9 protein-coding genes are annotated in these 13,496 nt (G+C 32.2%); 7 read left to right on the top strand and 2 right to left on the bottom strand.

Annotated elements, in window-relative coordinates; translation table 11 throughout:
- Window positions 1-29 precede the first annotated feature (29 nt).
- A complete protein-coding gene (locus Q0945_RS05090; RefSeq protein ID WP_299431481.1) occupies window positions 30-1,199 on the bottom strand; it encodes a vWA domain-containing protein in 1,170 nt (389 codons plus the stop codon).
- 34 nt (window positions 1,200-1,233) lie between these two features.
- Complete coding sequence (locus Q0945_RS05085) at window positions 1,234-2,175, bottom strand: DUF4349 domain-containing protein (protein ID WP_299431478.1); 942 nt, start codon at window positions 2,173-2,175, stop codon at window positions 1,234-1,236.
- Between the two features lie 111 nt (window positions 2,176-2,286).
- Here Q0945_RS05085 and Q0945_RS05080 point away from each other — a divergent pair, with 111 nt between their 5' ends.
- The 7 genes from Q0945_RS05080 to Q0945_RS05050 all read left to right on the top strand — a co-directional run bounded on the left by Q0945_RS05080 (window position 2,287) and on the right by Q0945_RS05050 (window position 13,494).
- Window positions 2,287-4,482, top strand: coding sequence for a histidine kinase (locus Q0945_RS05080; RefSeq protein WP_299431475.1), 2,196 nt, complete (start codon window positions 2,287-2,289; stop codon window positions 4,480-4,482).
- Window positions 4,482-5,210, top strand: coding sequence for a LytTR family DNA-binding domain-containing protein (locus tag Q0945_RS05075; protein WP_299431472.1), 729 nt, complete (start codon window positions 4,482-4,484; stop codon window positions 5,208-5,210). The genes Q0945_RS05080 and Q0945_RS05075 overlap by 1 nt, the downstream gene beginning before the upstream one ends.
- A gap of 12 nt (window positions 5,211-5,222) precedes the next feature.
- Complete coding sequence (locus tag Q0945_RS05070) at window positions 5,223-5,738, top strand: gamma carbonic anhydrase family protein (protein ID WP_299431469.1); 516 nt, start codon at window positions 5,223-5,225, stop codon at window positions 5,736-5,738.
- A gap of 47 nt (window positions 5,739-5,785) precedes the next feature.
- Entirely contained in the window at window positions 5,786-6,670 is an 885-nt protein-coding gene (gene fabD / locus Q0945_RS05065; protein WP_299431466.1) for an ACP S-malonyltransferase, read from the top strand.
- A gap of 161 nt (window positions 6,671-6,831) precedes the next feature.
- Window positions 6,832-10,551: a Calx-beta domain-containing protein gene (locus Q0945_RS05060; protein WP_299431463.1), complete on the top strand. Its 3,720-nt coding sequence runs from the start codon at window positions 6,832-6,834 to the stop codon at window positions 10,549-10,551.
- 5 nt (window positions 10,552-10,556) lie between these two features.
- Complete coding sequence (locus Q0945_RS05055; RefSeq protein ID WP_299431460.1) at window positions 10,557-11,564, top strand: type IX secretion system membrane protein PorP/SprF; 1,008 nt, start codon at window positions 10,557-10,559, stop codon at window positions 11,562-11,564.
- Window positions 11,518-13,494 (top strand): OmpA family protein, encoded by a 1,977-nt coding sequence (locus tag Q0945_RS05050; protein WP_299431457.1) that lies wholly within the window; start codon window positions 11,518-11,520, stop codon window positions 13,492-13,494. Before Q0945_RS05055 ends, Q0945_RS05050 begins: the two co-directional genes overlap by 47 nt.
- Window positions 13,495-13,496 lie beyond the last annotated feature (2 nt).

Genomic DNA, 13,496 nt, shown 5'->3' with positions numbered 1-13,496 from the left:
ATTATAAAACAAAACCTAACAATTAAATTTTATTCTTCCCATTTATAGTTTTTAGAAGCAGCTTGCTTTTGAATAGCCCTTAACATCGCATTTTCTAATTCTCCCTTTGCATTTTCTTTTTGGTTTTTAGCAATGTAAGAGTTTCTCTTTTTATTCAAATCTTGTATTTCTTTTTGGATTTTAACTCGCTCTGCCTTTTTCTCTTTAATATAACTTTTAATTTCTGAGTTAGATTTTTCTTTTAACTCTGTAGGTAAGTCTTCCTTTTTAATTTTAGAAACTTCAAAAGAAGCATCATCTGCAGCATCTACTAAATCCCAGTTTTTATTTTTATATAATCTAGAACTTTTACTAACGGCACGTTTTACAGCAATAGCTTCTTCCATTTCCATAGCATTACTATCTTGCGTACTTTGCATTTTATGTTTAGAAGCCCCAAGTGAACCGTAGGAAATATAGGTTTTGTTTAACTTAGAGTTTAGCTTTATAATTACCTCATCATAAGGGGTGTCTATATGTACAACTTTTTTATTGTGGTCAATTGCAATATATTCACCACCAGTTAGCGTAGCTCCTTTTTTCCATTTACTATTTATGCCTTGTTCGTAATTACCACAAAAGATAGTATTTACAATAACATCTTTTTCTTTAGCATTAGTAACCGCATCCTCATAATTTAATTTTCCTTGTGTAAAAGGCTCGTTACCAGCAATAAAGATTAGTTTTAAATTGTCTTGGTTGTTTCCCCATTCTAATTGTTTTAAAGAAGTTTGTATTACTTCGCCACAATATTCTTCACCGCCATTAGTAGTAAGCGAAAATAATTTTTCAGAAATTTCATCTAAATCGCCACTAAAATTTAATACTTGCTGTATATATCCTTCTTTAGAAGATAAAGCATCATTCCCATATTGATACAATGCAATTTGTAGATTTGGTTTTGCTTCATTTTCGCATTTTGCATGGGTAAATTTATTTACAATATCCCATAATTGTGCTTTAGCTTGGTTTATTAAGCCATCCATGCTATTACTAGTATCTAGTAATAAAGCAATTTTAACAGTGTTATTAGTAGCAGGTTTTTCTGTAAGTGCCTGCGCATATATAGTTTTTGTTTTCTTTTTTGGTTCGCAACCAAAAGTTGTGGTGCAAATTAGCACTACGATTACAAGACTAATAATAGAGTTTACTTTTTTCATTTTATTGTTTTTTAGAATTATTTTTTATTAATTTTTAAGATGTTTTTAATTTATTAATAGTGATACTAACTAAATAGGCGAAAAGAGCTAAAAAGGATAATGCTGCCATTATTTTTATATAAGTTTCTAGTGTCCATTCTAAAACAGATAATATTTTAGTTGTTATGGAGGTATCTATCTTTTTGCCTTCAGATAAGGTAAATTGTACCGTACAGAATTCATTCTCATCATCAAAATTACCAAGGCTAACCCCTAAATCTTGAAGCTGTTGTTCTATCTCTAGAATTCTATTTTCTAACTGCATAAACTCATCAATCCTGCCACCTTTAGCTTTTAAATATACCAGAGCTGTTCTAATTTTTTCAAGAGACAGTTTTTTAGCATTTAGCTCTTTGTATTCATTGGTTTTATCGGTTTTTGTAATTTGTTTAGCCGAAACAATACCTATTTTTATAAGACTTTGGTACATGTCGTCAAAATTTTCGGGAGGTACACCAATAGAAAAATTTAAATTTCTATTACCAGCATTACCACTTTTGTTTTCATATTGTATTAAAGCCTTGTAGTTTTTTATCTGGCTTCTAATTAATTTTTCATCCGAAATAAAATCTGATGTTCCAGAACTAATTTTTGCTATTTTTTCATACTTCTGGTCTATTCTAGTTTGTGGAACAGCGCTAGTGTTAGAGAATACTTCATGTTTTTTAGAAGCATAATTTTTTCTAACATCCCAAATAGTTTCAGAAATAAGTTGATTGTTAAATTGTATTGGAGTTTCTTTTTCGTTGTAACTATATATAAAACGTATTATAAACAGTGTTATAAAACCTCCGATTAGGAGCATTACATATTTTTTAAAATTCTGTTTTTTTTTGTTGTCATTTTTTAGGTATTTGTGTTGGGTCAAATCTATGGGCAACTTATTTTTAAAAAAATGAGGAATGAGGGAGAGTGCCTTTTCAATGCGTAAAAGCATGTTTTAACTTTTTAAAGGCGTAAAAAAGGAGGTTTAAAGGCTGAAATGTCGTGAAAGTCCATTTTTTAATGCCATATAAATCTGCTAAGTTTACGTTATTATATAAAAAGCATGCAAAAAGCGCTATACATATTTATTGTTCTATTTAGTTTTTGTTTTGGGAGCTATGCTCAAGATTTTAATTCTAGAAAAGAAATAAAGGGTTCTGTAAAAGGAAAAGAAAATAGAACACCTATACGTAATGTTGAGGTATATACAAATAATGGACAATACACCAGTACAGATAGTTTTGGAGAATTTAAAATTAAAGTTGCAATAGGGGACGAAATTACATTTAGAAGTTCAGAAATAGAAACCGTATACTACACGGTTAAAAGTTTTGAAGATATAGATGTTTTGGTAGAAGGATATTCTTCACCATCTAAAAATACAAGAAGCACAAGTTCTTGGAGAGGAAGTAGCAGACATAAAATTTTATTAGATTCTGCAAAAAAATATAAAAAAGAAGATATAGCAAAGAGCATAGATTTTATTACCCAATCTATTGCAAGTTTAGGGAAGCGAGCCAATAAGTTAGAATTGGCAAAATCACTATCTCTTTTAGGAGAAGTGTACCAGCAACACAACCAAACAGATTTAGCAATTTCTAGTTATTTGGATGCTATTGAGGCTTACAAATCTTCTAAAACATCCCTTTTGTTAGGAAAAGCTTATGTGTTAAATGGAGAGTATAAAAAAGCTATTAGTACTCTAGAACCATTATTAAAAATTAAAAGCTTAGCACCATTTCAAAAAGTTGCTTTGTATGAGGCAATTGGAGATAGTTATAAAGGTTTAGAAAATGTAAATCAGGCTGTGTCTTTTTATGAAGAAGGGTTGGTTATAGCTAAGAAAAATCAAATAGCGCCAAAGTTGGCCGATTTAAATTCTAAAATTGCAGATGCTTATTTTAGTGATAATAGAAATGTAGAAGCAGAAGGGTTTTATACAAATTCTTTAGAATTATCTGAAAAGCAAGCCCCGCAAAGAGCAATTCAAGAAAAGGAAAAAGTAGCCGATTTTTATAATAAGAAGAATAGGTATGATGAGGAAATTCAACTTCGTAAAGAAACACTAGGAGAGTTAAATAGCTTTGGAAAAGTAAAAAAAAGTAAAGAATTAGGAGATATACCGGCAGACTCAATAACATCCCAAAGAGTAAACTATAAAATTGCCAATGCGTATGTAGCACAACGAAAATATGAAGAAGCTATACCGTATTTAGAAAAGAGTATTGTAGAGGCTGATGTAGAAGACGATTTGGTGGTGCAGAAAGATGCAACACGTAAATTATCGGAAGTATATAAGTATAAAGGAGATTTTAGTAAGGCTCTTGAAACCTATCAAGAATATGTAAAAGTGGTAGATACTCTCTATGTAAGAAAGGAACAAGAAATATCGCAAGCAGCCAGGTTTAATAGAGAATTGGCATCTAAACAAAGTAGAATTTCTGGTTTAGAACAAGAAAGAGAGTTATCGCAAAGTAAATACGATTTGGCTTCTACGGAGCAGCAGCTATATCTGGTAAATAATAAACGTCAAAAATGGGTTATTTACTCTTTAATTATGGGCTTAGTATTAACTGCATTGGCAGCTTTTTTCTTTTACAGGAGTAACCAGCAACAAAAAATAGCAAATAATTTATTAGCGCTACGTTCTTTGCGAACACAAATGAATCCACATTTTATATTTAATGCGCTTAATTCTGTAAATAATTATATTTCTAAGAATGATGAAAGAAGCGCTAATAGATATCTAAGCGATTTTTCTACCTTAATGCGAGCAGTTTTAGAAAATTCGGAGGAAGACTTTATTCCGTTAACAAAAGAATTAGAGTTGTTAGAACTTTATGTAAAGTTAGAGCATTCTCGTTTTTCAGATAAATTTGAATATACCATTACTATAGATGAAAAAATAAATGTGCCATCTTTTCAAATACCGCCAATGTTATTGCAACCTTATATAGAAAATGCCATATGGCATGGGTTACGTTATAAAGAAGAGAAAGGTTTTTTAAAAATAAATATAGAATATGTTTCTGATGAAGTTATACACATTGCTATTGCAGATAATGGAATTGGAAGAAAAAAATCTGCAGAGTTAAAAACCCAAAATCAGAAAAAGCAAAAATCTAAAGGAATGGGAAATATCAAAAAAAGAATAACCATTTTAAATGAGATGCATAAAGATAAAGTAGATGTATCTATCTCTAATTTGCAAGAAGATGGTACCGGAACAAAAGTGCAATTTATACTCAAAAAAGAATAATGGATTTAAAAGCAATTATAGTAGAAGATGAGGCAAATAGCAGAGAGATTCTTCGTAATTATTTACAAAAGTATTGCCCTAAAGTAACCTTAGTAGGCGAGGCCAGTTCTATACAAGAAGGCTTAAAATTAATAGAAGAAAATGCGTTAGATTTAGTTTTCTTAGATGTAGAAATGCCTTTTGGTAATGCTTTTGATTTGTTAGAGAAAGTTCCAGAACGAAGTTTTGAAACGGTTTTTGTTACTGCTTATAACCAATATGCAATGGATGCTCTTAATAACCATGCGGCATATTATTTAATGAAACCTATAAATATAGATGAGTTAATAATAGCGGTAGATTATGTATTGGAAATAAAACAGAAGGAAGCAAAGATATCGGATACTGTTTTAACCCCAAAAATAAACGGAGTAGAAGGTAAAATAACCTTGCCGCAACAAGATGGTTTTCAAGTTCTAAATGTTGCCGATATTTTATATTGCAAGGCAGATGATAATTATACCGAGATATATTTAGAGAACAAGAAAATTGTAGTTAGTAAAACCTTAAAATATTTTGAAGAAGCATTATGCAAATTTTCCTTTGTAAGAATTCACAAGTCTTTTTTAGTAAATGTAAATGAGATTGTAAAATATAGAAAAGGAAAAGGAGGTAGTGTAGTACTCTCTAATGGTAAGGAAATAATAGTTTCTGCTAGTAAAAAGAAAGAATTACTATCCTTTTTTTAAAAAGAATAAAATATGATAATAAAAACTGTTAAAGGAAAAACACCAGAATTTGGAGAAGATTGTTTTATAGCAGAGAATGCAACCATTCTTGGAGAAGTTACTATGGGAGACCAATGTAGTGTATGGTATAATGCAGTTTTGCGTGGCGATGTTCATTACATTAAAATGGGAAACAAAGTAAATGTACAAGACGGTGCTATAGTGCATTGTACCTATAAAAAATCGCCAACCACAATAGGTAATAATGTTTCTATAGGGCATAATGCTATAGTACATGGTTGTACTATAAAAGACAATGTTTTAATAGGAATGGGAAGTATTGTTATGGACGATTGTATAATAGAAAGTAATAGTATTATAGCTGCAGGAGCGGTAGTTACTAAAGGCACACATGTAAAAGAAGGTGCTGTTTATGCAGGAATGCCAGCAAAAAAAATTAAAGATATTAGTCCAGAGTTAAGTTCTGGCGAGGTAAATAGAATAGCAGATAATTATGTTAAGTATGCTAGCTGGTTTAAAGAAGAATAGGTAAGTTATTTTTAATATGTATTTTTGCCGCCTTAAACACGAATAAAATGAACGCATATATATTTCCAGGACAAGGAGCTCAGTTTGTAGGTATGGGGTTAGACCTATTTGAAAAATACCCAATAGCACAAGAATTGTTTAACCAAGCTAATGCAATTTTAGGTTTTTCAATCACGGACATTATGTTTGAAGGAACACCGGAAGAATTAAAACAAACCAAAGTAACACAGCCTGCTATTTTTCTTCATTCCGTTATTTTAAGTAAAGTAATGGGGGATGCCTTTAAACCAGATATGGTTGCTGGGCATTCTTTAGGAGAATTTTCTGCATTGGTAGCCAACGGGGTATTGAATTTTGAAGAGGCTTTAAAATTAGTTTCTCAAAGAGCTTTAGCAATGCAAAAAGCATGTGAAATAAAGCCAAGTACAATGGCTGCTGTTTTACGATTAGAAGATGCTGTGGTAGAAGAAATATGTGCATCTGTTAGTGGAATAGTTGTACCAGCAAATTATAACTGCCCAGGACAATTAGTAATTTCGGGTGAGGTAGAAGCAATTAATAAAGCTTGTGAAAAAATGAAAGAAGCAGGAGCTCGTAGAGCTTTGGTGTTACCTGTAGGTGGAGCTTTTCATTCTCCGTTAATGGAACCAGCAAGAGAAGAACTAGCCACGGCAATAGAAGAAACAACATTTAACACCCCGAACTGTCCAATTTATCAAAATGTAACAACAACAGCTGTTACAGACGCTACTGAAATTAAGAAAAACTTAATCTCACAACTTACAGCCCCTGTTAAGTGGACACAAAGTGTACAAAACATGATAGCAGATGGTGCTACTTTATTTACAGAAATTGGTCCTGGGAAAGTATTACAAGGTTTAGTTAAAAAAATAGAACCTTCTGCAGAAACAAGCTCTGCAATTATAGAATAACTACCCAATAGCCAATAATAATGTATTTTATCCAAAAAAATCTAATTTAAGCCATTTCCTGAGGTAATGGCTTAAATTTTTAGTAATATTGACACCCAAATTTTACCCTATAAGTATCTGTTTTGCTGTGGATTGAATTCGTGTTAATTCAAAAAACAGTTATGAAATTGAAAGAAAAATATAGTATTAAAAATAATTTATTTACAAAGAAAAAAATGCTTTTTTCTTTGTTTTTAATGTTGTTGTTTTCTGTTTTTATGGGGCAAGCACAGACGGTTAGTGTTACACGTGTAGGAGCCCACCCTACAGAGGTAACTCCAGAGCCTGCAATAAATGGTAGGTTTAGAGTCTCTAGAACACCATTTAACGTATTATCTCCTGCACTTAGTGTTACTATTAGTGTAGGGGGTACAGCTGACCCAACAGATGATTACACACCAATAGCAACAACAGTAACTATTCCAGCAGGATCTGGGAGTAGAGTAGTAAACATAGGGAGCATTGTAGATGATGTTATTGTAGAAGGAGACGAAACAATAATACTTAGTGTTGTAAATCAACCATCATATGATGTGTCTACAACTCAAGGTTCTGTAACATTATTTTTAAGAGATAATGATTTTGAACCAACTCTATCTGCTACAGATGCAACCGCAACAGAAGCAGCAGGAGCAGGTAGAACAGGAGAATTTACAGTAGATTTAGGGAGTGTAAACTATACAGGTTCCCCTATTACTGTAAATGTGTCTAGGTTAGGAACTTCCACAGCTTCTACAGCAGATTATTCTAGTGTGCCAACACCAACAAATGTTTCTATTGCTGATGGGGAACAAACAGGTACTATAACTATAACACCTGTAAATGATGATTTTGCTGAGGGAAACGAAACATTAACAGCAAGAATTATAGGAGGAACAGGCTATGAGTTAATAGCTCCTGCAGCTCTTAGAACGGCCTCTATAACAATAACAGACGATGATACAGTAGGAGTAAATGTTTCCGCGATAAGTGGCAATACAACAGAGGCAGTAGGTACTGCAACGTTTAGAGTAACTTTAAATAGTCAACCTACAGCAGCAGTAAATGTTGCTTTATCTAGTTCAGATACAACAGAAGGAACAGTACCTGCAACAGTAAATATCCCTGTTGCTAATTGGGACACAGGAGTTCTTGTTACTGTAACAGGAGTAGATGATGTGCTAGTAGATGGATCACAAAATTACAATATAATTACAGGTAATGTAACTTCTGCAGATGCAAATTATAATGCTTTAAATGGTGGGGCAGTTGCTAATGTTCCAGTTACTAACGAAGATGATGATATTTATACAGCAACCCTAACCGCTACAGATGCGACGGCTACAGAAGCCGTTGAAGTAGGGAGAGATGGTGTTTTTACAGTAGATTTAGGAAGAGTTAATACTACAGGGAGTGCAATAAATGTTAATTTTCAAATACTACCAAGTTCTACCACAACAGGAGTAGATTATGCAAGTATTGGTACGTCAGTTTCTATTGCTAATGGGAACCAAACAGGTTTAATAACTATTAACCCTACTAATGATGCTATTCTAGAAGGTTCTGAAACAGTAGCAATACAATTAGTTGCTGGTGCAAATTATGAATTAGGAACGCCAATATCCGTTATTACAGATACAGTTACCATACAAGATGATGATACTGCTACACTTACAATAGAAGATGTAACAGTAAATGAGGATGTCGTTGGGGGTAATTTGGTGTTTACAGTAACTTTAGATAATGCTGTAGACGGTGGCACAACTGTTAGTTACACATTTTTAAACGGTACAGCAACAGGTGGTGGTGTAGATTATACAGGTGTAGCTAATAGTGTAACTTTTGCGGGAACAGCAAGTGAGACAGAAACAATAGAGGTTCCAATTGTCGATGATACAGAATTAGAAGAATCGGAGACTTTTACTATTCGTTTAAGTGGTGCCACAAATGGAGTTCTTATAGGAGGAGGTACAGCAACGGGAACTATTGGTGATGACGATAATTGTGCGCCAACACCATTGTTAAGCCCAGATGCGCCAAGCGCAGAATTTTGTGGAGATATACAAGCAAATTTAAATGATTATACAGATTCAGCACCACCAGCAGGAATGGTTTTAACTTGGAGTCAGTCTTCTAATCCACTTAATGCGGGAGCGCGTTTAACAGCAGCAGAAAGTCAAGATGTAACGGTTCAAGGATCATTCTTTGGTTATTTTTATGATAGCGCTAACGATTGTGCGGGGGGCGTTTTAGAAATTGAATTAATATCTAATGATATACCTACAATAATTTCTACAGCAGGAGAAACAAAATGTGATTCAGATTCTGGATTAATAACAGCAACTCCTAGTGATGGAGCATCTATACGATGGTTTGATAGACCAACTGGAGGAACACAAATAGGTGCAGGAAGCTCTTTTGTAACACCTATAGTGGATGAAAGCACATTTTTTTATGCAGAAGCCATAGCAAATGGTTGTCCTTCACTAGAAAGAATAGCTGTTGAGGTAACTATATTGAAAACTCCTTTATCAGGTACGGCTAGTAATGCAGTAGCATGTAATTTAAATTCTACGCAACAACCGTTAAGTCTTATAGATTTAGATACTCGTTTATCAGGAGATGTAGATAAAGGGGAGTGGACTTTTGTGTCAGGCCCATCCACATTAGAGATTAATCAAGACAATGAAGTTAATTTCTTAGAAGAAGCAGTAGGGGAATATATATTTAGATATACAACTACTGGAGCGCAAACCCCATGTACAAATAGCTCTACAGATGTTACTATTACTGTGGTCTCAGACTGTACACCAGATCCTATAGATTTAGAAGTTTTAAAAACACTAAATAACCCTAATGCTATAATAGGAGAGAATGTAATATTTACCATTACAGTGAATAATATATCTACTAACGAAGCAAAAAATATAACAATAGGAGATGTTCTAGAATCAGGATTTTTATATGTTTCTAGTGAAGCATCTATGGGAATGTATAATGAAGTAAGTGGTAATTGGATTTTTGAAGATTTAGAAGCAGGAGAAAGTGCAAGCTTAATTATTGAAGCAACAGTACTAGAAGGAGGGGTTTATAGTAATACGGCAGAGTTATTAGAATCATTTCCATTAGATAATAACTTAGCAAATGATACAGCAACAGTTTCTTTAGAATTAGAAATTCCTGAAGGAACCGATTTAGAAATTACTAAAACAGCACTAAGTAGTAGACCGCTAGTAGGTGATGAGGTAGTATTTACTGTAACTGTAAAAAACAATTCAAAAGAAGGAGAGAGCGTATCACAAATACGAATTTCAGAAGAAATTGATATAGAAAATTTTGTACTTGCGGAAGAGCCAATAAGTGAGCCAGGGAGTACTTATGATATAAATACAGGTGTTTGGACTATTCCAGCTTTAGCAAGAGGGGAGGAAGCTGTGTTAACAATTACAGTAACTGTACCCAACGAAGGGATGTTTACAAATACAGCAAGCTTGTTAAGTTCTTTTCCAGCAGATAGTAATGCAGAAAATAATGAGGCAGTTGCGGAGGTTATAGTTAGTGTTCCTACACCAGCTGAAGAAGGATTTTTGTTTAACCAATTTTCTCCAAATGGTGATGGTACAAATGATGTTTTAAAGTTTCAAGACACAGATGTGTTGCCAGATTTTTCAAATGTTTCTATTACAATATTTGACCGTTATGGTAATGTTGTAGTAGAAAAGAGTAATATCACAGACACTATAATTTGGGATGGATTGTATGAAGGGAAACAGTCACCTGCTGGAACCTATTTTTATGTTTTAAATTTAGTAAATGAAGGTGGCGTTGAGGTTAAAAAAGGCTGGATACAGTTAATAAGATAATGTATATGAAATATAAGATAGGCATACAAAAACAATTTTTGTTTGTTTCCATATTACTTTTGTTATTTAGTATAACATCGGTTTTTGCTCAAAAAGAACCCCAGTATACGCAGTACATGTATAATATTGGGAGTTTTAATCCTGCCTATGTTGGTAGTGTAGAGTCTCCTGAGATAAGTGCAGCTTATAGAGCACAATGGATAGATATTGATGGAGCACCAAGAACAATACGTTTAGGTATAAACCTACCTTTCCAAAATGAAAAAATGGGATTGGGTATTAATATTGTAAATGACCAAATAGGACCTTTAACACAGACTTTTTTAGATATAGCATATTCTTATCAAGTTAAAGTAACCGATGAAACAAAACTTTCTTTTGGTGTAGATGCTGGAGGCTCTTTTCTAAATGTAGATTTTTCCAAAGGAACGTTTGAAAATCCTAAAGAGCCAATTTTAGATAGAGGAGAAACCGTAAATAAATTTTACCCTACTGTAGGTGCAGGTCTTTTTATGTACGGTAATCAGTGGTATATTGGAGCTTCGGTACCTAACTTTTTAACAGATGGTGTGTACAATGAGGATGTTGCTACTGTTGTAGAAGATAAAATACAATTTAATTTTGTTGGAGGTTATGTTTTTAATCTATCTGACGGACTTAAATTTAAACCTGCATTTTTAATAAATTCATTACAAGGAGCTCCTGTTAATATTAATGTGTCTACTAATTTCTTAATTAAAGACGTATTTACAGCAGGTATATCCTATAGAGTAGATAATGCTTTTAGTGGTTTGGCTGGTTTTCAAGTATCAAACACAATGTACATTGGATATTCTTATGACTACAATACGAATCTTTTAGGAGATTTTAATAGTGGCTCGCATGAATTTATTCTTAAATTTTATTTAGGTAAAGGTTCAAGCTCAAATGGTACAAGTAAATCTTCTTCTAAAGGGGAGAAACAAAATGCAAAAGGAAAACCAAAACAAATTGATACTCCAAGATTCTTCTAAAGCTAATAAGAATATGAAATTTAGATATATTATAATAGTATTTTTAGTGGTAAGTAATTTATCTTTTGGACAGAATAAAAAGTCTAAAGCAGATATATATTTTTATGAATATAATTTTACTAAGGCTATTCAAGAGTATCGTAAAGAGGAAATAAAATGGCCCCTTACGCAAGAACAACGATTAAAACTTGCGGATAGTTATTTTCAAACAAAAGATTTTAAAAACGCGGCGCAATTATATGTCAATATTAATAAAGAAAATGATACTATTTTATCTACACATAGGGTAAATAAAATGCTTCAAAGTTTGTCTAAAAATAACCAAAAAGAAAGGGTTGATGCTTTTTTGCAATCTAAATCACATTTGTTGTCTGAAGAATTATTTCAAAATTATCAATTTAATAAAGAATTGTTAGCTGGAGGGATAACCTCTCAAGATTTTAAAATAGAAAACCTTTCTATAAATAGTAGTCAAGCAGATTTTTCTCCATCTTTTTATAAGGATAAAATATTATTTAGTAGTAGTAGAATAGCTAGTTACAAAAAAGCTTCTAAATCTAAAGAGGAAGGTTACCTTGATATTTATATTGCAAAAGTAAATTCAACGGGAGAGGTTTTAAATCCTAATCCTTTTACTGAAATACCAAAATTTAGCTATCATGAGGCTACACCTTATTATTCAGAAACTTTAAAAAAGCTTTTTTATATACGTTCTAATAGTAATGGCGATAATATGGCTTTTAATGAGGAAGGTAAAAATTCTTTAGCTATAGGTGTCTTTGATGAGACTAATGTTTTTAGGTATTTGTTAAAGGATTTAAGCACTTCTTTTTATTATCCATTTTATGAGGTAGATACAAATAGATTATATTTTGCTGCTAATTTTAGTGATAGTTTTGGAGGTACAGATTTGTATTATGTAGAAACAAATAATGGACAAATTATGTCTAGACCAATTAATCTAGGTGCTAAAATTAATACACCTGCAAATGAAATAGCACCTTATATACATAATGGTAGTTTGTATTATGCATCAGATATATTTTACGGCTTTGGTGGAATGGATATTTATAAAACTAGCATACAAGCTGACCAGAGTTTTAGTATACCAATTAATTTAGGGAATGGAATTAACTCTAAATCTGATGATTTTGGATTAATTATAAAAAATGGCGATAGTAATAACCTAACTGGATATTTTTCTTCCAATAGAGCAGGAGGAAAGGGGAAAGACGATATTTATAAATTTAGTGTATCTGACCAAATAGGTCTAAAAACTTTTTCTATAAGAGGTAGAGTGGTAAATTCAAGAACGCGTAGAGGTGTAGAAAAAGCTTTTGTAAAACTATTAAATAATAGAGGAAGTGTTATAAGAGAAATATATACTAATGATGATGGAGATTATAGTATAGAGCTACCTTGGCAAAAACAAATAACAATAAATACAAGTAAAGAGGGATATTCTTCTTTTTCAGTAACTTATAATGAAGAAGGAATGGTAGAGGCGCAAAAAGTTCCATTAAATATGGGTATTGTGGCTTTAAAAGATTTGATTGAAGAAAAAGAAAATAAAAAAGTTATTAAGCTTAATAAATTCTACTTTGATAAAGGGAGGAGTGAAGTAACTCCTTTAATAGCTGCGGAATTAGATAAAGTTATAGAGGCTATAAGAAAGTTTCCTCAATTAAAACTAAGTATAGAAACCCATACAAGTAGTAAAGGGTATAATTCTACAAATAAAAAAATATCTCAAAAAAGGTCCGATGCTATAAAGTTTTATTTACTTAAAAATGGAGCCTCTGTCTCTAATATCGTTGGTTCTATTGGTTATGGAGAAGAACAAATTATTAATAGATGTGTAAATGGAGCATATTGCTTAGACTTTTTGCACAAACAAAATGAAAGAACTTTAATTGTTTTGGTTAAATAAAT

Source organism: uncultured Maribacter sp. (assembly GCF_947500405.1).
In the GTDB taxonomy this organism is placed as follows: domain Bacteria; phylum Bacteroidota; class Bacteroidia; order Flavobacteriales; family Flavobacteriaceae; genus Maribacter_B.
Note: the sequence above shows the minus strand (reverse complement) of the source record. Positions and strands in the feature narration are given on the sequence as shown.

Coding starts and splice junctions, on each gene's coding strand:
- Q0945_RS05085 (WP_299431478.1), bottom strand. CDS start 2,175: ATGCTTTTACGCATTGAAAAGGCACTCTCCCTCATTCCTCATTTTTTT.
- Q0945_RS05075 (WP_299431472.1), top strand. CDS start 4,482: ATGGATTTAAAAGCAATTATAGTAGAAGATGAGGCAAATAGCAGAGAG.
- Q0945_RS05060 (WP_299431463.1), top strand. CDS start 6,832: ATGAAATTGAAAGAAAAATATAGTATTAAAAATAATTTATTTACAAAG.
- Q0945_RS05090 (WP_299431481.1), bottom strand. CDS start 1,199: ATGAAAAAAGTAAACTCTATTATTAGTCTTGTAATCGTAGTGCTAATT.
- Q0945_RS05055 (WP_299431460.1), top strand. CDS start 10,557: ATGAAATATAAGATAGGCATACAAAAACAATTTTTGTTTGTTTCCATA.
- Q0945_RS05080 (WP_299431475.1), top strand. CDS start 2,287: ATGCAAAAAGCGCTATACATATTTATTGTTCTATTTAGTTTTTGTTTT.
- fabD (WP_299431466.1), top strand. CDS start 5,786: ATGAACGCATATATATTTCCAGGACAAGGAGCTCAGTTTGTAGGTATG.
- Q0945_RS05070 (WP_299431469.1), top strand. CDS start 5,223: ATGATAATAAAAACTGTTAAAGGAAAAACACCAGAATTTGGAGAAGAT.
- Q0945_RS05050 (WP_299431457.1), top strand. CDS start 11,518: ATGCAAAAGGAAAACCAAAACAAATTGATACTCCAAGATTCTTCTAAA.